We start from the raw sequence: 20,304 nt of genomic DNA, 5'->3' as shown, positions 1-20,304 counted from the left end.
ATCCCCACAATTCTCTTTCTGAGGGTTGTGGGGTTTTTTCTGAATTGGCTGGCCCCTTAGTGACGGTGCCTTCGCAGGTCCATGTAGTGGAGCAATGAGGTGAGGAGGGAACTCTGAGCTTCGCGGCTCACCCCGCCGGAAACGGCTGACATTACCATCGCCGATCCAACTGGATCGTTTCAAAAAAACAGACACCCTGGCTTGTTGCCGGGGTGTCTTTTTTTTTGGTTCGAATAAAAACTTCGGAAATCAATATGGAGGTCGGGCCGTAATGTCTCGCCAGGCTTCATATCCAGTCTGGAAGGTTGCCCGGTCGCCGGTATTCCATGCATCGTGAAGTTCTGTCTGTGGGGCCCCGTTCACATTAGCCCGCACCTGAGCATCGAGCACCCGAAGCAGCTCTTGGCTCATGTGAATGGTGTTGCCATATGAGCTGATTGCTTGATCATCAACATGTGCTGAATCCCAGTGATCGCTAGAAACACTAATAATGCCCACCAAGATCGGACTCATACGCGCCGCGAGTTTTCTTTTGTCCTGAATCCCCAATGTTGGGCTGAGGTAAATGGTTCTTAGGCGGCTAATTGAGTGTGGTACAGCATTCATCAATGAGCTCGGGCCCGGCGATTGTTTCTTCATTCGTTGAACAACCGCATCGAGGACAGCGAGTTGAGAATCAACCGCCTGGTCACGGATATCTTTATTACCCATAAGGCTAGAGATAGTGGCAATTTGGGCAAGCGTGTCTAGATCCCGATTGAGTACAAACCAGTCAGTTTCTTCGGTAGCGGCGCGCTGGAGATCACGAATCATCGAGACCGCTTTTCGAGGGGGAATGGTGCCCTGCTCAAGGCCTTTTTTGAGCGTGGTGCTGTAGCCCCGAGCAGCCCACAGCCTAATCTGGAAGCGGGGCTCATCTTGTACATCTAGGTGATCTTCGAGGATACGTAGCGAATATTCATCACCAAGGCCACCGGTGATCTGGAGCGCCATAATGGCTGCCTGAAGATCATCACTCTCAATCATTGCTCTTAATTTCGGCCGGATTGATTTTGAATAACTCGATCGGAATGCAGGCGTCAGTCGTATCGATGAAAGTGGCTCTAGCAGTTCGGCCCGTGCGGTGATCCGCTGAGTTGGCGTTGAATCAGAAGCAGCCAATTGCGCGGTGAGTTGGCTCGTATAAGCTTCGATCCTGGCAAGATCTGCATCTGAAAAAGTGACATTTGTCGTTAGGTCGTTAATGCCTTGGAGTTGCGCATGTCCTTGAGCGGCAAAACCACTCGTCACGAGTATTGTGAAAATTAAGAGCAAGCAGTCACAGCGCATAACGTCAACAACTCCATTCCGTACAAGCCCAGGCCGATTGAGAGGGATCTGTGGCTTCGTCACCAAAGACCTCTTGTTGTCCCATACGTGGCCAAGCAATCTGTTGCGGATACCATCTAGGCTGGAACCGACCACGGGTGGGGGTACAGGTCTAAGGCATGAGATTATATCGCCCTAGAAACAAATCGTATCGAACAGAAGCCACTTTCTTCTGGGTTCGGGCTATCCCAAGCCCAGTTTGGCTCCAGTTACTGTATCTGGGCCTCGTTTGCCGGTACGGAATGCCTCTCCTACAGTGTTCATGGTCCCCAGCGACCTCTCAATTGAAACAGCCCGAACTCTAGGCCATGAGGCCACCACTTTGTGAAAAAAATGCCAATCCAACTAGCAGGCTGTTTATCGCGTCACCTACCACTTGTTCTGATGATTGTTGCCATCACCGGGCTCAATACATCCATCCAAGCCCAACAGAGTGTTGAGCAGCGAATGGGTAATGCAATCACTGTACTGGCGACAGAGATGGCTTCGGTGCCAGCGCTTGTGGTTGATGACATTAAAGCGGCACAGGCACTCATTGATGTAGCGATTGAACTATCTCCAGAGGATAAAGAAATCTGGCGACAACGCCTAGAACTTTCGTTGTTGGCTGAGGACGTAAAGAGATCGCAGGAGTCACTAGCCAAGCTGCATGACCTAGAACCAGACAATGATGTCCTGTCACTTATGATCTTCGATACTTATATGTCAAAGCTCAACACTGCGACTGAGCGAATCGAGGCATATCAAAGTCTCCTTAGCCAACCGACGCGAGGAAGCCTCTCTACGCCGATCGCCTCTCGTCTCGCACTTGATCTGGCAATCCTTCACCAACGTGTCGGAGATCATGATGCCTACGCGCAGTGGCTTGGGGAATCAATAGCAGCAGATCCTTCGTATCGCGAAGCGCTTGTTCGTGCGTCGACGTTTTATCAAGATAACACCGACGATCCAATTGGCGAAGCAGAGTTACTGTTGAGTATGGTGCGAGCAGATCCAGCAGATCTTCAGGCCCAGGTACAAGTAGGCCGTTTATTGCTCGAGAAAGGTGCCTATCTAGGCGCATCCCGAATATATGAAATCATTGAAAGAAATGCGATATCTCTGCGGAATCAGGGAGCGATATTCCAAGACGATTTTTTTACGGAGTTCGTATTAGCGACATGGGGAGGCAAGAGTCCGGACGAAGTCCTGAATTGGATCGACAGAATTGACCAGGGCAAGAAACGCAATGCACTCGTCGGGCAGGACCAAGAAATTTCGGATCTGTCTCCAGCGCTGTGTGGCATTCGTCTCGCGGTTGCCTCGCAGATGGGGAGCAAGCAGTCAAAAAAGGACGCAGCAATTGCTCTCGGTTATACCTCTAAAAAGAGAATCGAAGAGGTTAAAGAGGCTGCATCGAAAGATGGGGTGGGTGTTAATGAAAACACATTCATCGCTGTTGTTTCTCAATTAGAGCTGGAATGGGCTTGGCTTCTCTTGTTGACGGATAGTGATCTTAGTCAGGCAAGTGCGCTCATTAAGCGCGTCATGGATGCCGGGCAACTTAATGCTCAGGCTAGCGATCGATTCGCTGGATGGCTGGCATTACGAAGTGGCGATCAAGCAAAGGCGAGGGAATTATTAAGTAAGATTGCCGAAGGTGATTCATTTGCTACTTATGGCATAGCGGTCATCGACAAAGAACAAGGAAACACACAGAAGGCAGCTCAGGGTTTTCTTGCAGTTGCGCGTGAGCGAGCAGGATCAATCTTGGGTTTGATGGCTGCTTCAGAACTCTGGAATATTCTTGGGCAACGCACACCGATCAACGAGACCGCAAACCGCCTCAATGCACTGGCTCAAGCTTTACCTAAAATTATTGACTATGCCACAAGTGATCCAACACAGCTCATGACATTCCGAGTGCGGCCAGAGAAATCGCCAATTCAACCATTCGAGTCGCCAGTGTTCTTAGTCGAGATTATAAACAAGGCAGACTTTCCAATTGCGATTGGTGATCTAGAGCCACTGCAACCAGATTTACTTTTAGATATGACGGTGAGAAGCACCTATAGAAACTTCGATCAACTGGCACCACTCATCCTAGACGTCGGGCGACGGCTTCGGCTAGAGCCGCAAGAAAAACTTGTGTTGAAGTTGAATTTGAATATGACCAAAATTGGCCAAATAATAAATCAAATGATGTCAGAGGGTGTTTCTATAAGCGCGAGGGGTTTCACGAATTTCTTTGTCAGTGAGGCAAATACCAGTAATGGCGTTCAGCTGACCTATTGGCCCGGTGTGCTTGGCAGCGTTGCAACGAGTCAACCCTTACGCATCGATGGAATATTGCCAACGGAAGCCTGGTTTGATGAAGTCATCAAAAAGCTCAAGAGCTCGGATGATTCGCAGGCCCCCGTAATGCTGGCGATCCTTTCTCAGTTGCTCAATGCGGAGTCAGACAAAGCGGATGGTCGACTTAAGAATATTGCCGATGAGACACTCGAACATGCAACCACAGTAGTTTTAGAGTCTTTTAGAAGGCAGTCTCCGGTCGCACGGGGATGGCTGTTATCTATTTTAAATGAGGGTCAGATAAGCCGCCCACTTGTTAGTGAATCTGTGCTTTCAAAAGAACCAATGGTCCAACTTGGAATTCTCTTGAATGTGTACAACAATCTCAATTCTGTTACTACAGAGCAAAATGAAGCACTGATTGATCTTGTGAAATCAGATGACAACACTGTTTCGATCGCTGCGAAGGCAATGCGTAGCATTATTAATGATCGAAAAAACTAGCTACTCAATAGATCGATAGCTTCATTATTGATTTTGGCTTACACCAAGATCTTTCGTTGTGAATAACGTATCGAACTTATATCCAGCTTGCTCGATGTTTTCACGTCCTCCCTCCATTCGATCGATGGTCGCAAGAATGAGGACAATCTCAGCGCCAGTGGCAGCGATTACTTCTGCTGCTTCCAGTACCTGACCCCCGGATGTCACAACATCTTCAACAATCACAACTCGATCAGAATCACAAACACGCCCCTCCATCTGTTTCGCAGTGCCATATGTTTTTTTCTGGTTGCGTATAAAGAGGCTGGGTAATCCCGATGCCAGTGAGGCAGCAGTGACCAGTGGAATGCCTCCTAACTCTGATCCAGCCAGCAACGTTGCTGATGGTGGAATATGCTGGGCAAACATCGGCCCAAGTTTGGAGAGGATGTCTGGTTGTGTTGAGAAAAGGTACTTATCCAGATAGTACGAGCTTTTCCGGCCACTACGGAGAGTGAAATCACCGTGAAGTAGCGCAACTTCGGCAATACGAGAGGCAAGCGGAGTCTGTGTCATGGTCGGGATGATACAGGTCATCCGGGAAGGTTGGCACTCAGACGCCGCTGATGTGGAGAACATGACACGTAATCCCCTGTAGAATGGCTCAATTGCCACATAATCACCTCGGAGCAAACCCATGGCCTCCATCTGCTTCTACTTCCAAGTTCATCAACCCTATCGCTTACGGCACTATTCAGTGTTTAGCCATGACCCGTTCTACTTCGACAATGATGCAAATCAGGCTATTTGTGAGAAGGTTGCGAATAAGTGCTATCGGCCGACAACTGCCAAGCTAATTGATTTGGTGAAACGCCATGAAGGCCGTTTTCGGGTGTCCTTTTCGTTATCTGGAGTCGTGTTGGAACAATGGCAGATGTGGTGCCCAGATCTCATTGAGATGATGCAAGAGTTGGTTGCGACAGGTGCTTGCGAAATCATTGGAGAAACATCACATCACTCGCTCGCCTTCTTGTATTCGAAAGAGGAGTTCTACGAGCAAGTGCATTTGCACGAAGCGCAATTGATGAAGTTGTTTGGTGTTCAGCCCAAAGTTTTTCGGAATACTGAGCTGACCTATTCGAATGCGCTCGCTGAGACCGTTGCAGAGCTAGGCACTTATGATGCGATGTTGTGTGAAGGTGTTGAAAGATATTTGGGCTATCGATCACCGAACTATATTTATGTGCCGCCTAAGTGGGGAAATGATCCGGCGGCGGCTCCACTTAAAGTGCTCTTGAAAAACTACCAACTTAGTGATGACATCGCATTCCGATTCTCAAATAAAGAGTGGTCTGAATGGCCACTTAAGGCTGAGCGCTTTGCAGAATGGGTTAACCAAATTAATGGTGACGGTTATCTCTGTAATCTCTTTATGGACTACGAGACATTCGGTGAGCACCAATGGGAAGACTCAGGCATTTTTGACTTCCTCGACTCTTTGCCAGAAAAAGTTTTTGATTTCAATCCAGGCAAGAATGATTTTGCCACCACCAGCGAAGCGTTAAAACGTGCTGAACCAATTGGCACCTATGATGTTCCAGAAGTGACATCTTGGGCAGATACGGAGCGAGACTTGTCTGCATGGTTAGGTAATGAAATGCAACAGAACGCCGCCACAGAGTTATTTAAGCTCGAAGGCTTGGTGAAGGCAAGGCATAAATCCGGTGACACACATATCTTGGAAGACTGGCGAAAGCTAACAACATCCGACCACCTTTACTACATGTGCACAAAGTATTGGTCAGATGGAGATGTACACAAATATTTTAGTCCTTATGACAGCCCATACGATGCATACATCAACTTTATGAATGTCTTAGATAACGTACGCACGCGCGTCGACGCGAATGAATCGCTTCCATCTCAACCTTCAAGCTAATTTCTTTGTCGTTGACTAGGAACGTAGTCGCTCACGTAGTTTTGCAGAGACAACCTTGGCATCAGCTTGGCCCTTGCTCTCTTTCATAATGGCCCCAACCAAGCGGCCCATAGCAGCATCTTTTCCTTCACTAAAGTCTGCTGCTGCCTGCGGCTGCTGCTGAATGGCGGTATCGATCCAAGATTCAAGCTGGGAATCATCTTTGACTTGAAGCAGACCATTTTGTTCTGCAATCGTCTGGGCGTCTTCGTCTTTTTCACAGAGCAGTATGAATAAAGCGTTCGCAGCACTTGAGCCAATGTCATCCTGCTGACGAAGCGCAATGATCTGGCTCATCTGTTTTGAAGTGATGCCGAGTTCATGGATCTGCTGCCCAGTCTCATTCGCTCGTTTAGCGCCAGCGTTAAGAAGCCACTTCGCAACAGTTTGAGCCGCTTCAGCCTCTTTCAAAGAACCAACCTGCTCAAGTGTGACTTCTGTACAGGTCTCAAAATAGCAACACAGCTCATAATCGCCTGTCAGTGCTGCGGCATCTTTCTTGGGAAGTCCATAACTATCCTGATAGCGGAGCCTGCGTTGAATAGGAAGTTCTGGAAGTTCACTCGCCACCTGATCAATCCATTCGTTATTAACGTGCACAGGGACGAGATCTGGCTCAGGAAAGTAGCGATAGTCGTGAGCATCTTCCTTTTCTCGTTGAAGGACAGTCACGAGTTGATCATCATCCCATCCACGCGTTGTTTTTTGGCCCGGGCCCATCTCAACACCATCTTTTTGCCATTGTTTTATCTGACGCGTTTCCTCAAATTCAATAGCTGCTCGTACAGCTCGAAAAGAGTTGAGATTTTTTATTTCAACAATTGGAGTGGCATGCTCAATACCATCATCCGTTGTAATAATGACATTAATGTTTGGCTCAAATCGCATGTGTCCACGCTGCATTATTCCACCAGTGACTCCCAGAAAACAACAGATGTTTCGTAGCTCCTGAGCGAACAACACAGCATCATCAGCAGAGGTGAGATCTGGTTCCGTAACAATTTCTAGTAGTGGTGTCCCTGCTCTATTGAGATCAACGAGGGAACCATCGTGTTTTACACCATCAGGTGTTTCGTGCCCTAGTTTGCCGGTGTCTTCTTCAAGGTGAGCACGAATGATTCCAACACGTTTCAAGCTTCCGTCGGAGCGAGTCATTTCCAGGTGGCCATTGAGACACAGTGGCTGATCGAATTGACTGATCTGATATCCCTTGGGTAGATCAGGATAGAAGTAGTTTTTTCGATCCCATTTGCTGATTGTGGAGATCTCACAATCAAGTGCCTTGCCGACCATCATGGACATCTCAACAGCTCTTCGGTTCATGACGGGTAAGGCGCCAGGCAGCCCCGCGACGACTGGGTCAAGGAGCGTGTTGGGATCAGCTCCGTAATAATCGGGGTGTGCCAGATTGGCCGATCTCGAGAACATTTTGGTTCGGGTTGCCAACTCAACATGGATTTCCATGCCAACCATCAATTGTGTGGTTTTTACAGCAGTCATAGCCAGCATCATATCGCCAAGCACCGTTTGCCTCGGCCTGCCGCTGACCTATGGATGGCGGGGACGCCCGCCAGGGGCCCACATCATCCGCAGTCGCAAGAATGCGGGCTCGGCGGGTGGCCGGATGCGTTATTGGGACTAGGATACGGATCTTCCGTATCTGACAAAAGGTCCTCCAAATGTCTATTTCAATTGCACTGGTTTTTACATACTTGAGCACCCTTGCTCAGCCACTGGTTGCTGAACGCCTTTACAACGGCTTAGATCGGCCTGTCATCGTGCAGATGACTGCACCGACCGGAAGTGAACTTGTCCTTCTTAATGGGGATGGATCGCTTATCTCTGGGCCAATGCCGATTCAGTCGGATCGTATGGATATCTCAAAGGAGATGCCCGAGGTTTGGGCTCTTGAACGAGCGGCCTATCTACAGCTGATCATTAACGGACAAGCCTCTGGATCACCTCTCGTTCTGGAGCCATTGCGATCGCGCATGGTTCCACAGGTCACCAAGCAGCTTCGGCCAGATGGTGAAACGTCCTATCAGCGGATTGACCAATGGAAAGACGAAGCCGCTACTGATTCTGGTTCGTCAGAAACCGAAGAGAACAATGACCCTGTTGGTGGCCAAGCTGATTCAGAGAAGGGCACGACATCGACCGGAGCAATGATCAGTGGATTGAGAATATATCCAGAGCGGGATGTCAAACTCAATACAAGCGAGGGAGAGATTGTTCTGCAACTGCGTCCCGATGCAGCGCCCAACACGAGTTGGAATTTTCGCCAACTTGTCGATGGAGGGTTCTACCGCTTGATTCCATTCCATCGCATTGTTCCACTGACGCGCGATGGTCACGGGTTCGTTATCCAAGCTGGCGATCCTACCGGAACCGGGGAGGGTGGTCCGGGCTACTGGCTACCAATTGAACCGAGCACCTTACCCCATGATTTTGGGGTGATCTCAATGGCAAGAGCAGATGAACCTGATTCTGCGGGAAGCCAAATCTTTATCTGCCTATCTCGTGAAGGAACCGCTCGACTTGATGGCCAATATGCTTCATTTGGCGAGGCAGTCCAGGGTGGCAATGTCATTGTGTCAATCAGCAAGACGAACCTTGAAGATCCGGCAACGGGTCGTCCTGAGACACCACCAATGATTTTGGATGCAGTCCTTATTGATTCGCCAGCCCGTGAACCAGGCATCATTCGCAAGCCAATTTCAAAACCAATCCCAGAAGAATAAACTGAACTGAAAGAGAGAAAACGATGACAGCGTATCCGCAAGCGTTAATCAAAACTGATAAGGGTGACATTACAATTGAACTTTGGAATGACGTTGCCCCCGGTCATGTTGACAACTTTTTAAAACTTACCAATGACGGTTTTTATAACGATCTGATATTCCACCGTATTATTTCCAACTTCATGATCCAAGGAGGCTGTCCTAGTGGAACGGGCACTGGTGGGCCTGGTTGGACAATTGATGCTGAGTTCAATGATCGAGAGCATGTTGAGGGCACACTCTCAATGGCACGATCAAGTGATCCGAACTCTGCGGGAAGTCAGTTCTTTGTTTGTCTGGGGCGGGAGCATTGCCAGCATCTTGATGGTAGCTATACGGCATTTGGACAAGTTGTTGATGGAATCGAAGTCGTTCGTGTGATCGGTGCAGTAGATACAGATCATCAAGATCGACCAATGGAACCAATACATATTGAGTCGGTCACCGCTATCGAAGCTGAGTGATACGTCACCTGGCGCGATCAAGGAACAAGAAATGTGCGCTGTTTCGGTTCCCGAAAGAGCGTCGGGATCAAAAAACGCTGATTGCGATAGAGCAGGATCTCGCCGCTCAATAGGAGCGGCGAGGCAGTGCCGGTTTGCTCGATACTACCTTCCAATTCTTGAAGTGTTTGCGTGGGCAAGAGGGTCACTGGCGGATCGGCTAAGCCCTCTGCATCGGCATCAAAAAGAAACATCCAAGCACCATCATCGTCGCGCGTTAACCGGCCTCGACGCATGTGCATGAGGCTCCCTTCGGGAATCGCAGCCTCTGTGGTTTCTTCTGTCTGATCTCGATTCAGACTGCGGGTGAGTGTTCCGGTGCGCTGCTCAAACTTAGCTAAGAGATCATCAATGGAGTCTTGTCCATCTGGTGGGGATTCTCTATTGCTCAAAGTTTGGTCAATAGGTTCTTCGGGGGCGCCTTCTGTATTTTTTGGCGTCGTTGTTTTGGCGGTTGAATCTTCAAGGCGATAAGCGGCGTGCCTTGGATGTAAGTAGTTTTTATTCCGATAGGCGTAGAGATCACCAGACATCACAAATTGAATAAGTTCATCTGGATGCTCTTTGGTAACAGCTTCCATCTCCTGGAGCGTACGACTGGGCAAAAGCGTAAAACGAAAATCTGGGTGCTCTGGATTTTCGCTGGGCACCAAAAATTCCAAGGGGGTGCCAGGGCCTTTGTTTACCATTGTGCCAACAACACGGAGTAGCTCAGATCCTTCTGGAAGGAGTGTTCGACGTGAGGGTGAGTCGGCATCTGTTTCAGTTTGATAAACACTCACGGCCATGCCACTACAAATGCTCACTGTTGCGACAGTCAGTAGAGCAAGTTGGCGTTTCATTAAAGGCATAGGGGGTTTGCCTCAGAAGGTGGGTGCGGTAAAAAGGCCGAGGTGGGATTCGAACCCACGGATAACGGATTTGCAATCCGTCCCCTTAGTCCACTTGGGTACTCGGCCGGTTTCAGAACAGAATAGGCATCAACACATGTCACGGCAATGATCACGAGGATCAGTTCTGCCAAGTCACATGACAATGGTCCTGGTAAGGGTCACCAGGGTTTTATTCTAGATAAAAATGAGGCCACGCGGCCGAAAGGCTGATTTAGTCATCGCCCCAAGCCAAGAGGATGATAAGCAGCAGGATGATGGCGACCAGTGCAAAACCACCGTATCCATAGAAGCCAATCTCTAAAAAGTTTATGAGAATAATGAAGATGATGATCCATAAGATCAGGCCAACGATTCCATACATATCTGTTCTCCTGGCTAAGGCATTCTTGTAGTCCGAGGCTCTACTTCTGGAACCGGATCAACTCCAGTTTCGTCGGCGCTTGAGGGTCTTTGCAAATACATTTATCAACCAAAACAGACCTTCAGGCTAGTCTCCAGCTACTTCCGTTCCCCAAGTCGACTCAACACTCGCAGGGTCGACAAAATCAACATTGTCTTGTGAATCGGGTCCCCATGGCCCGTCATCGACAGAAGCTTCTGCCGCGAGCTCAGGTGATGGTGGGCCACAGCTGGTTAGAAACCCTGTTGTGGACCAGATGGCCAAGCCTGCAAAAATCGCCACTGAGCTATATTTTTTATGCTGAGGTCTCATGATCATGGGTCCTAGTGTGCCTGATTATGGCGATTAATGCCAGTAGTTCACTTCACAGCCCATTACCGAGGCCCCTTTGAATACAACATTATTTTGAGCTTGTTTAGAATTCATAAGTTAGTAGTATCAAGGAAGTTCAGGTGAAAATTGGCGTCCGATGCCTAAGCTTACGGGCTCTGGCAACAGCCTTTTTGCCTGCAACGCCGTCTCCTTTTTTGGGAGAGAGGGAGAAGAGTAGGGGTGGAAACGGTCACCACAAGGGGGCCGTTTTTTTATCTGGTCATACCTCAGCTTGAACAGTGAGAGCGGTGGTTCTGTGAGAGAGAGCGGAACTTATTTTGCTGGCAGAGGCCGAAGCTTAATATTGCGATACGCCACACGATCACCGTGATCTTGCAGGGCAATGTGCCCTTCATCAGCCACTGCAAAGTTGCTCCAGTCTTTGAATTTACTGTTGGCTTTAAGGTTCGCAAACTCCTCTGACTTCATATCAAATGCGAGTAGCTTTTCGCCATTGAGCCAATGTTCAACATTGCCACCTTGCACAACAATTCGAGCTCGGTTCCATGCACCTGCAGGATAAGAGTGATCCCATTGAGGCGCATATAGTCCATATGCAGATCCAGCTGATGTTAGAGGATTCTCTCCATCGGTATGACGTTGGTTATCGAGTACTTGCATTTCCGGTGCAGTGAAGTAAATCGCTGGCTCGGTTTCCTTCCCTCGGTAGAAGATACCGCTGTTGCCACCAGGTTCGACCATCCAATCAACACTGAGCTCAAAGTTTCCAAAAACCTCTTCTGTAACAATATCACCACCCGAACCAGTCAGCACCAAGGTGCCATCCTCAACGGTCCAACCACCAGGCATTTCTTGACTCTGGTAGCCGCGCCATCCTTTTGTGGTGTGTCCATCAAAAAGAAGTTTCCAACCCTCAGCCTGCTCACGTTCAGTAAGTTGATTCATCGTGTCACCAGTGTTGTTTGCCTGTACATGCCCACTGCGGTCTTCTGGAATCTTATTCATTGTGTACCAAGCTTCAGTTGTCCAAGGTTCTTTGTCACCATTGCTTTTCCAAGGCCCAACCAATCGCATGTGGATGACCGAGCCAGCTTCCATCTCATCAAGCTCGATGAATACTTTGCGTCGATCCTCTGAAACATTGGCAGACTTGATAGGTAAAAGGCGTTCGTCAATCTTTGGCCCACCGTATTCTTCAGTTGGCTCATACCGATACTGTGTTGCAACATAGTGTTGTGGTGAGTCACCGACGAATTCTGCAATCGGTTCCGTGAACTCAAGCTCCAATCCATTAGACATCGCCCGAACCGCTAACATCTCAAAAGCGATGGTGTCATTTGATCGCAAACGGTCGAGGCCATACCACTTCTTACCTTCTTGCCCCCAGTTACCGGTTGAGCCAATGCCGCCCACATAGATGCCGCCATCGGGGCCAACACTCACGCGGTTTGAGCCGCCCTCAAGGCCTTGTGTAAATCGAAACACAGCACCTTGTTCAACATCACCAATCTGTTCTACAAAAACACGCTTAAGACCACCATGGGTGACATCACCATGCGCCATTTGTCCTGCGTACGGACCATTCGGTATCAAGATTATTTCGGTTGGCGAGTTGCCAATCTCGCCCTGAGGTAACCAAACAACCGGCGGCGACACTTCACGGTGAGCAGCAGCGTCACCAAGTACAGCCTGTGAACCATAAAAGGCGCCATCTTCTAGTTTGACAATCTTAGACACAGGTACCCAGTCACCTTGGTTGTCTGCGATATAAATGTTCTGCCCAGAGCCACGGCCAAGCCCATTGGGCGTACGCAGTCCTTCGGCAACAACCTTGTAGTTTCCATTACGCTGAAGCCGGACAGCTGTTCCGCGGTCTGGTGCCTGAGGTTGGGTGCTGCGCCCACCGGGATCAATTGCAATAGCGAGTGTTGCAATGAAGTCGCGTCCATCTGGAACGAGACCAAAGGCAAACTCATGGAAGTTAGCGGAGACTGGCCAGCCGCTACATGTTGTCCAATAGTCGTCGATGATGTCATCACCGTTTGTATCACTCAGCTCTGTGAGCTCTTGTTTTTGCAACACAAAGATACGGTCATCGACCACAGATAAGCCAAGCGGTTCAGCCAGCCCTGAAGCGATTTTTTTAAAGGAGATGTCTTGAGAATTATCCGCGGTCACACCATCAAGTAAGTAAACAGCCCCATCTGGATCCCAGGTGCATATCACCATTCGCCCATCAGATAGCCAGTCAATACCCCCAACTTTTGGCGTGAGGTTCTTGGGGCGAACAGAAACAATGTCATAGCTTGGGTGCACGCCTGTAAGTGGCTGCAGGTCACCCGGGCGGCCTCTACCCAGTGATTCTATAAGCCGTTTTCTGCCGGGCGATGTGACGCGCACTTCCCCAGCCGGCGCACGTAGTGCAGTCGAAGGAATAACCTCAAAATCAGTTTCACCTGGTGGCCTCCAACTGAGCCACAGATCTTTGCCTCCAGTACTTTGAAAGTACCGAACCAAAATCTCATGCATACCCTTCTCAAGTTCAACATCAACCCGTTTCACTTCGGTTGCATGTTCAAAATCATTGTCAATGATCTTGCGCCCATTGAGAAAAAGTGCTGCTCCATCATCACTGGCAAGTTCAAATCCATATTGACCTGGCTTATCAATGATCAAGAAACCATCTGCAATGATGAGAAAGTGATCTTCATAGCCTTCAAACGGCCCATCTTCGCCACGGTAGTCAAGCGAATCAACAATACGAGAGACATTCGGCGTTTGGCCTGGGACAAGAGCTCGCAATTTATCCATCTGGTGGCCAATTTCATAAACACGGATTGAAAGGCCTGGCTGCGTATGTTCAGATGGTTGTTGTCCATGCACGCCGCTTGAAAAAAGAACAATGGCCAAGAGTACGAGTGGCAGTTGTTTTGTCATTTTCACATTTCACCATTATTCATTGAGAGTTAGGGTGCAAGGAAGAAAGGGACTTCATCTTCTTCTTGGGTTTGTGGTGGGGCCTTTTCTACCTGAGGCGGCTTAATGAACGTGGTGACCTCAACAGGGTCCCCGTTATCAACCTGCAGTATTCGATGATTTTTCATGCCTATCAGGCGGCCATTTGATTGAAACTCCAGCGGCCCGAGTGGTGATTTTGTGGGAATCGCAATGGACAGTTTTGAGCCAGCATGTAAATTCTCGACTTGGAATGTGCGCGTCAAAGCGAGCTCGCCATCAGGGCCTCCAATGCGTGAGACTTCTGGACTCTCTGTCACACGCATCACGTTTCCGCGATGATTAACCATGTCATAAACAAACTGAACGCTACCATCCTCCTTAAAACGATAACCCTTCCACTTTGGAGCAAGTCGCATCAGGGAGGCATTGCCGCTGAGTTCATGCCAAACCAATGACCAGTCGTATTTTGCGTCCGTTTGTTCAAGCCAAATAGTGCCACGTATCGTTGGCTGTGGACCATGCAAGGTGTCATAAACGGCGCCGGTAAAATCAACATCTCCAGTCCATGCTCTATAGAGCACGCAAGTCTTGGTGTCGTAGGCAACCCACAAATCTTCATCAAGCGCAACGGTGACCATGCGGGCCTGTTGATCGAGTACCCCACGAATTACCCATGGGTCACGTGGCCGTGAGTCGCCGCCTGGCTGCGTGATGACCAAAGACATGAAAGCAACCAAAATGAGGTGTGGCATGTTGTTTTACCTTAAAAAGGGCATGGTTTTCTCAACGAATGAGGATACGGGTGATGTTGAATGGTGGCAAGGCTTGTCCTCGCAATGTTGATAAGCAAGAACCGATCAATAGGCCATTGCAATGAAAACCAGCGGTGTTGATTCTATAAAGACCATTACTGCCCCCAAAGACGATGGCCTGGCAAGAGTTTATAGGGCTGCCTTCATCGGTTAGAATTGGGATCATCAACCTGTCATATTAAAGGGAGACCCGATGGCACGACCTGTCACACTTTTTACTGGGCAATGGGCAGACCTACCACTTACCGTCATGGCGGAAAAAGCGGCTAGTTTTGGTTATGACGGACTAGAGCTTGCTTGTTGGGGCGATCACGTTGATGTTGTTCGCGCTAGTGAAGATATTGGGTATGCGAAAGAGCGCCATGAGATTCTCGATCAACATGGCCTCAAGTGTTGGGCAATATCAACTCATTTAGTAGGGCAAGCGGTGTGCGATCATATTGATGCCCGCCATGAATCTGTACTACCTCCACATGTCTGGGGAGATGGAGAGCCCGAAGGCGTTCGACAAAGAGCAGCCGAGGAAATGATGCGCACAGCTCACGCGGCGGCGAATATGGGTCTCAAGGTTGTCAATGGTTTCACCGGATCTTCCATCTGGCCCAATTTTTACTTTTTCCCGCCGACACCACAGAGCATGGTTGATGAAGGTTACGATGACTTTGCTGAGCGTTGGACTCCAATCCTTAACACCTTTCAATCGTGTGATGTCAAGTTTGCTTTAGAAGTACATCCAGCGGAAATCGCCTACGACATTCATTCAACACTTGCCGCCCTGGAAGCTATTGATCGTCATCCAGCCTTTGGATTCAACTTTGATCCAAGCCATCTTTTATGGCAAGGTGTTGATCCCGCAATATTCATCGATATGTTTGGAGATCGCATCTACCACGTTCATATGAAAGACGTCGCGGTGACACAAGATGGTCGTGCGGGAATCTTGGGCTCACACTTAGAGTTTGGTGATCATCGTCGCGGTTGGAACTTCCGATCAGTTGGCCGTGGCCACGTTGACTTTGAAGAGATCATCAGAGCACTCAATAGAACGAGATATGAAGGCCCACTATCGGTTGAATGGGAAGATGCGGAGATGAATCGAGAGCATGGTGCAATTGAATCATGCGAGTACGTACGGAATCTAGATTTTTCCGCATCCCGAGCAGCGTTTGATGGGGCATTCCAAAAAGAGGCGACGACGCAGTGAGTAACGAAGGCATCCCTTTAAGAATGGGAATGGTTGGCGGTGGGCAAGATGCTTTTATTGGAGCAGTCCATCGTTCTGCAGCTCGCCTTGATGATTCAATGACACTTGTAGCTGGCGCACTTTCATCAACGCCAGAGCGAGCACTCAGTAGTGGGAAAGCGATTCATCTTGCTCCGGACCGTACTTATCCATCATGGCAAGAAATGCTGGATGGTGAGCTTAAGCGACCTGCTGATGAGCGGATAGAAGTGGTCAGTATTGTGACACCTAATTACATGCACTATCCAGTTGCACGTGCATGTGTTGAAGCGGGCTTTCATGTCATTCTTGATAAGCCCATGGTCCATACGGTTCAAGAAGCGAAAGAACTTGCTTCTCTAGTGAAACAAAAAGGCACTGTCTTCTGCGTCACCTATAACTACTCCGGTTATCCGATGGTAAAGCAGGCTCGCCACATGATCAGGAGTGGGGTCATTGGAGCTGTACGCAAAGTCATTGTTGAATACCATCAGGGATGGCTTGCAACACGTCTTGAAGAAACAGGACAAAAACAAGCTGGATGGCGCACTGATCCCAGCAAAGCAGGCGCTGGAGGTGCAATTGGTGACATTGGTTCACACGCTGAGCATCTTGCTCGCTATGTCACAGAACTCAAAATGGAAGAGCTCTGTGCGGACTTGACACATTTTGTGCCAGGCCGTGATCTTGATGATGATGCAAGTGTGTTGATCCGATACACATCCGGCGCACGGGGAATACTCAGTGCATCGCAAATTTGTGTGGGGCAACAAAATAATCTTCGTTTACGTGTATGGGGTGAAAAGGGCGGTGTTGAATGGCATCAAGAAGACCCAAACCAACTGCGCACTTGGACGAGCGATGGTCCAGAACAAGTCTATTACCGTGGCGATGCAATGTTGTCATCAGAGAGTCTAGATGCGACGCGTATTCCCATGGGCCACCCTGAGGCTTATATCGAAGCATTTGCAAACATCTATCGCTCAGCAGCGAGGGCCATACGAGACAACAAACCAAATCATGAGAATCCCGATTATCCAGATGTGAATGATGGACTTGTTGGGGTTCAGTTTATTAATGCTGTTGTAGAAAGTAGTCAAGGCAAGCCGCACTGGGTTTGTTTAGATCAGTGATTGATCATTTGTGAATAGGTTGCCACCGCTCAATGTATGCGTGTGGCTAAATTTCAATTTATATAACAGTAGTACTGGTTCGCTGGAGTTCAGGGCATGTTTGAAATACTTTTTATAACGCTATCCATTCTTGGTAGTCATGGAAACGTGTTGCAAGTCGATGAACAAGAAAAAGGTTTTGAGCCACTGTTTGATGGCGTGTCACTGACAGGATGGACGCCGACCGGTAATGTCAATGCATGGGCAGTAGAGAATGGTGAGCTACTGGTTAAACCGGCGGGCGGTGGCTGGCTCCGGACCGAGAAGCAATATCGCGATTTCGATCTTCGACTTGATTTCTTTCTTCCACCCAAAGGCAACTCGGGTGTGGCACTGCGTGCGTCGAGTAACGAAAATCCGGCCTTCAGTGGTATGGAGGTTCAGGTCTACGACACCTTTGGTGAAGATCCATATCCTGGTGCATGTGGCGCCATCTACGATGCCATTGCACCAAATGAGATGGCGCTCAACCAACCAAACAGCTGGAATACGTACCGGATGGTGTTGTCTGGAGATATGATTAATGTTTGGCTTAATGGAAAACATATTCACAAGAACGAAAAACTCGATGGGCGCGGAACAGGCCAAGCAATGGCATTGCAGCATCGACTTAAGACTGGCTACATTGCGTTGCAAGATCACGGAGATCCGATTCGCTATCGCAATATCCGTATCAAAGACTTATCACCCGACCCCGATCCCGGTGGTTTCAGGCCGTTGGTCACCAATGATTTGTCAAATTGGTTTGAGGATGGGAATGCGAGTTGGGTTGTGGAAAACGGCAACCTGGTTGGGCGAGATGGTCCGGGCCATTTGTTTACAAAGAAAAAGTTTGGCGATTTCGAAATCAGAGCTCATGTAAAAGTGAACAAGAATGGTAATGGGGGGCTCTACTTTCGAACGATGCCGAAGCTTTCGAACAATGACGATTGGCCAGTGGAATATGAAGAGCCAGTGGGATATGAAGCTGAGGTTGATAATCAGGATGCAAAAGAGTTTACTGGCGCCATTACGAATCAAGCCTTTCCAAAAGTAAAGCTCACTGAAGATAACTCTTGGTTCGACTATCGAATTCGAGTAGAAGGCGATCATGTTCAAACCTGGATCAATGGTCTGCCAATGATCGATATGAACTTAGCTCTTTTCGATGAGGGGCACATTGCTCTTCAATCTCAACATGCTGGGAATGAGATCATTTGGAAAGATCTCCAAATACGAGACCTCACCTCAACCGAAAGTGCTACCACACAGTCGTCTAGCCAAGAATCATCAGACCGAAGCGATTGATTGCCAAGGCAACAAATCCATGACAAAAGTTAATCATCATCATCAATGGCCTCTTATCGCAGTTGTTGTTCTTCTTGCTCATAACTCACTTTTTGGATCAATATTAAGTGGCCAAGATCAAGTGACGCAGCAATTGCAACCACTAAGAGTATTACTCTTTTCTAAGACCGCTGGTTTTCGACACAGCTCTATTCCAACAGGCATTCAAGCGATTAAGTTGGCGGCGAAAGAAAATGATATAGAGGTCGTTGCAACCGAGGATGCTGAAGTTTTTACGGACAAGACGCTAGTGGATATGGATGTCATCGTTTTTCTTAATACAACCGGTGATGTGCTTGACAAGACGCAGCAGGAAGCAATGCAACGATTTATTCAAGGTGGCGGTGGTTGGGTAGGCATTCATGGAGCAGCTGATACCGAATATGACTGGCCTTGGTATGGAAAAATGATGGGCGCCTATTTCGCAGGTCACCCAGCAGTTCAGCGTGGCCAAGTGGTGGTTCAAGACAAGACACATCCAGCCATGGCTCATCTGCCCACCACATGGGAACGTGTTGACGAGTGGTATGACTATCGTGATGTGCCGGATCAATCAGTGCAGATTTTGGCAACATTGGATGAAGGCAGTTATGAGGGCGGGGGTATGGGTGCGTCGCATCCTATTGTCTGGTGCCATGATTATGACGGAGGACGAGCTTTTTATACGGGTGGCGGTCACACAGACGAGTCATTTGCAGATCCGCTTTTTATCAAACATATCATTGAGGCGATTCAATGGTCAGCGGGTAGTGATGTCCAAACATTAAAAAACTGGAAGCCAACCATTGAGAGCAAGCCGAGCTCTGGGCAGCCCCCGCTCACAGTCCAGTTTACAGCGGTGAAAAATAGAGAGAGTGATCAAGAACTATCTTACGCGTGGGATTTTAATTCTGATGGTGAGATAGATTCTCGGGTGAAACAGACGTTCTGGACATTTCATCAACGTGGAAAATTTCTGGTTCGATTATTCATCTCTGATGAATCGGGTTCTATCGGCGCTATGGATTCATGGATTGTTGTTGGAAATACAAGCCCGACAGTGACTTTTATAAAACCCGAAGATGGTGGCGTTGTTTCACCGGATCAGTGGTTTCAGTATGACATTCTGATCGATGATCCTGAAGAACAATCTCCTGATGTTAATCGCGTTGTTGTGGAGTTGTATCAATCAGGTGATCCATATGGAAAACCCATTGTGAGTCGTACCGGATCAAGCGGGCAACTTAAAATTCCACCCCTGTTATATGAAAAAGATAATCCCAGTCAGGACATGTTCTTGTTAGCAAGATATGCAGACCAAGGCGTTGATGATGAGAATCGCCTGATCGGTCACAGTGTGTTGACACTCAGGGCTCATGAGATACGGCCAAATTTGATGGATACTTCAGAGGGATTGCAGCGCGTTGACATCTCCAATGAGGGCAATGCCTCTGCATTTGTTGCGGTAAATAAAGGGTGGGTGTCTCTTGATCCTCTATGTCTGGCGGGAATTGAAGACATTGTTTTTTCGTTGAAGCCAAGTGTTAAGTCTTCTATTGAAATTCGCCGCGATGACCCAGAAGGCACCTTGGTGTCAATTGTCCGATTGCAAGCGAGTGCTGAAGAACAAGGATGGACCAACGTAACAGCTCTTATTGGGGATCCGGGGGGATCATCCGCCTACTTTTTCGTCTTCCGCGGCCCACCTGACCGATCGCTCTTCCTGATGCGATCATTACATTTGCGTGGGCCGGGTATTTCATCTCCCTCGCCCGAGAAAACGAGATAGTCATTCGACTTATCTCAATGTTTCACGACTGTTG

16 protein-coding genes and 1 tRNA gene are annotated in these 20,304 nt (G+C 48.6%); 8 read left to right on the top strand and 9 right to left on the bottom strand.

Annotation, left to right across the window (positions count from 1 at the left end):
- Positions 1-249 precede the first annotated feature (249 nt).
- Complete coding sequence (locus tag P8J86_04950; protein ID MDG2054037.1) at positions 250-1,329, bottom strand: hypothetical protein; 1,080 nt, start codon at positions 1,327-1,329, stop codon at positions 250-252.
- A gap of 372 nt (positions 1,330-1,701) precedes the next feature.
- Between P8J86_04950 and P8J86_04945 the strand changes: the two genes are divergently transcribed.
- Positions 1,702-4,146: a hypothetical protein gene (locus P8J86_04945; protein MDG2054036.1), complete on the top strand. Its 2,445-nt coding sequence runs from the start codon at positions 1,702-1,704 to the stop codon at positions 4,144-4,146.
- A 24-nt stretch (positions 4,147-4,170) separates the two neighbouring features.
- On the opposite strand, the gene pyrE is transcribed toward P8J86_04945, so the two are convergent.
- Positions 4,171-4,701 carry an orotate phosphoribosyltransferase gene (gene pyrE, locus P8J86_04940; GenBank protein ID MDG2054035.1) on the bottom strand — a complete coding sequence of 177 codons (531 nt, stop codon included), beginning with the start codon at positions 4,699-4,701 and terminating at the stop codon, positions 4,171-4,173.
- A 121-nt stretch (positions 4,702-4,822) separates the two neighbouring features.
- Between pyrE and P8J86_04935 the strand changes: the two genes are divergently transcribed.
- Positions 4,823-6,064, top strand: a complete 1,242-nt coding sequence (locus P8J86_04935) for a glycoside hydrolase family 57 protein (protein MDG2054034.1) — start codon at positions 4,823-4,825, stop codon at positions 6,062-6,064.
- Between the two features lie 15 nt (positions 6,065-6,079).
- Here P8J86_04935 and gatB read toward each other — a convergent pair whose 3' ends face one another.
- The gene (gene gatB, locus P8J86_04930) at positions 6,080-7,603 is read right to left on the bottom strand and encodes an Asp-tRNA(Asn)/Glu-tRNA(Gln) amidotransferase subunit GatB (protein ID MDG2054033.1); all 1,524 of its coding nucleotides are present in this window, start codon (positions 7,601-7,603) and stop codon (positions 6,080-6,082) included.
- Between the two features lie 179 nt (positions 7,604-7,782).
- On the opposite strand from gatB, the gene P8J86_04925 reads away from it, so the two are divergent.
- Complete coding sequence (locus P8J86_04925) at positions 7,783-8,844, top strand: peptidylprolyl isomerase (GenBank protein MDG2054032.1); 1,062 nt, start codon at positions 7,783-7,785, stop codon at positions 8,842-8,844.
- 23 nt (positions 8,845-8,867) lie between these two features.
- Positions 8,868-9,347: a peptidylprolyl isomerase gene (locus P8J86_04920; GenBank protein MDG2054031.1), complete on the top strand. Its 480-nt coding sequence runs from the start codon at positions 8,868-8,870 to the stop codon at positions 9,345-9,347.
- A 17-nt stretch (positions 9,348-9,364) separates the two neighbouring features.
- Here the strand turns inward: P8J86_04920 and P8J86_04915 are convergent, their stop codons facing one another.
- The 6 genes from P8J86_04915 to P8J86_04890 all read right to left on the bottom strand — a co-directional run bounded on the left by P8J86_04915 (position 9,365) and on the right by P8J86_04890 (position 14,722).
- Positions 9,365-10,237: a hypothetical protein gene (locus P8J86_04915; protein ID MDG2054030.1), complete on the bottom strand. Its 873-nt coding sequence runs from the start codon at positions 10,235-10,237 to the stop codon at positions 9,365-9,367.
- Between the two features lie 34 nt (positions 10,238-10,271).
- Positions 10,272-10,345 (bottom strand) — tRNA-Cys (locus tag P8J86_04910).
- Between the two features lie 145 nt (positions 10,346-10,490).
- On the bottom strand, positions 10,491-10,640 hold the full coding sequence (locus tag P8J86_04905; protein ID MDG2054029.1) for a hypothetical protein: 150 nt from the start codon (positions 10,638-10,640) through the stop codon (positions 10,491-10,493).
- 126 nt (positions 10,641-10,766) lie between these two features.
- Positions 10,767-10,991, bottom strand: a complete 225-nt coding sequence (locus P8J86_04900; GenBank protein ID MDG2054028.1) for a hypothetical protein — start codon at positions 10,989-10,991, stop codon at positions 10,767-10,769.
- Between the two features lie 333 nt (positions 10,992-11,324).
- Positions 11,325-13,949, bottom strand: a complete 2,625-nt coding sequence (locus P8J86_04895) for a DUF1080 domain-containing protein (protein ID MDG2054027.1) — start codon at positions 13,947-13,949, stop codon at positions 11,325-11,327.
- Positions 13,950-13,978: 29 nt separating this feature from the next.
- Entirely contained in the window at positions 13,979-14,722 is a 744-nt protein-coding gene (locus tag P8J86_04890) for a hypothetical protein (GenBank protein MDG2054026.1), read from the bottom strand.
- A gap of 253 nt (positions 14,723-14,975) precedes the next feature.
- Here P8J86_04890 and P8J86_04885 point away from each other — a divergent pair, with 253 nt between their 5' ends.
- The 4 genes from P8J86_04885 to P8J86_04870 all read left to right on the top strand — a co-directional run bounded on the left by P8J86_04885 (position 14,976) and on the right by P8J86_04870 (position 20,270).
- On the top strand, positions 14,976-15,986 hold the full coding sequence (locus P8J86_04885) for a sugar phosphate isomerase/epimerase (GenBank protein ID MDG2054025.1): 1,011 nt from the start codon (positions 14,976-14,978) through the stop codon (positions 15,984-15,986).
- Positions 15,983-17,137 (top strand): Gfo/Idh/MocA family oxidoreductase, encoded by a 1,155-nt coding sequence (locus P8J86_04880; GenBank protein ID MDG2054024.1) that lies wholly within the window; start codon positions 15,983-15,985, stop codon positions 17,135-17,137. Before P8J86_04885 ends, P8J86_04880 begins: the two co-directional genes overlap by 4 nt.
- A gap of 96 nt (positions 17,138-17,233) precedes the next feature.
- Positions 17,234-18,463 carry a DUF1080 domain-containing protein gene (locus P8J86_04875; protein ID MDG2054023.1) on the top strand — a complete coding sequence of 410 codons (1,230 nt, stop codon included), beginning with the start codon at positions 17,234-17,236 and terminating at the stop codon, positions 18,461-18,463.
- Between the two features lie 19 nt (positions 18,464-18,482).
- Positions 18,483-20,270 carry a ThuA domain-containing protein gene (locus tag P8J86_04870; GenBank protein MDG2054022.1) on the top strand — a complete coding sequence of 596 codons (1,788 nt, stop codon included), beginning with the start codon at positions 18,483-18,485 and terminating at the stop codon, positions 20,268-20,270.
- Positions 20,271-20,304: the final 34 nt, after the last annotated feature.

The sequence above is a fragment of the Phycisphaerales bacterium genome (assembly GCA_029268515.1).
In the GTDB taxonomy this organism is placed as follows: Bacteria; Planctomycetota; Phycisphaerae; order Phycisphaerales; family SM1A02; genus JAQWNP01.
The sequence above is the reverse complement of the archived record's forward strand: the minus strand, read 5'-3'. Positions and strand labels throughout refer to the sequence as shown.

Bases quoted from the DNA above. Each gene is read 5' to 3' on its own strand.
- P8J86_04915 (MDG2054030.1), bottom strand. From the start codon at position 10,237: ATGCCTTTAATGAAACGCCAACTTGCTCTACTGACTGTCGCAACAGTG.
- P8J86_04875 (MDG2054023.1), top strand. From the start codon at position 17,234: ATGTTTGAAATACTTTTTATAACGCTATCCATTCTTGGTAGTCATGGA.
- P8J86_04890 (MDG2054026.1), bottom strand. From the start codon at position 14,722: ATGCCACACCTCATTTTGGTTGCTTTCATGTCTTTGGTCATCACGCAG.
- P8J86_04950 (MDG2054037.1), bottom strand. From the start codon at position 1,329: ATGCGCTGTGACTGCTTGCTCTTAATTTTCACAATACTCGTGACGAGT.
- P8J86_04920 (MDG2054031.1), top strand. From the start codon at position 8,868: ATGACAGCGTATCCGCAAGCGTTAATCAAAACTGATAAGGGTGACATT.
- P8J86_04935 (MDG2054034.1), top strand. From the start codon at position 4,823: ATGGCCTCCATCTGCTTCTACTTCCAAGTTCATCAACCCTATCGCTTA.
- P8J86_04870 (MDG2054022.1), top strand. From the start codon at position 18,483: ATGACAAAAGTTAATCATCATCATCAATGGCCTCTTATCGCAGTTGTT.
- P8J86_04885 (MDG2054025.1), top strand. From the start codon at position 14,976: ATGGCACGACCTGTCACACTTTTTACTGGGCAATGGGCAGACCTACCA.
- P8J86_04945 (MDG2054036.1), top strand. From the start codon at position 1,702: ATGCCAATCCAACTAGCAGGCTGTTTATCGCGTCACCTACCACTTGTT.
- gatB (MDG2054033.1), bottom strand. From the start codon at position 7,603: ATGACTGCTGTAAAAACCACACAATTGATGGTTGGCATGGAAATCCAT.
- P8J86_04905 (MDG2054029.1), bottom strand. From the start codon at position 10,640: ATGTATGGAATCGTTGGCCTGATCTTATGGATCATCATCTTCATTATT.
- P8J86_04900 (MDG2054028.1), bottom strand. From the start codon at position 10,991: ATGAGACCTCAGCATAAAAAATATAGCTCAGTGGCGATTTTTGCAGGC.
- pyrE (MDG2054035.1), bottom strand. From the start codon at position 4,701: ATGACACAGACTCCGCTTGCCTCTCGTATTGCCGAAGTTGCGCTACTT.
- P8J86_04895 (MDG2054027.1), bottom strand. From the start codon at position 13,949: ATGACAAAACAACTGCCACTCGTACTCTTGGCCATTGTTCTTTTTTCA.
- P8J86_04925 (MDG2054032.1), top strand. From the start codon at position 7,783: ATGTCTATTTCAATTGCACTGGTTTTTACATACTTGAGCACCCTTGCT.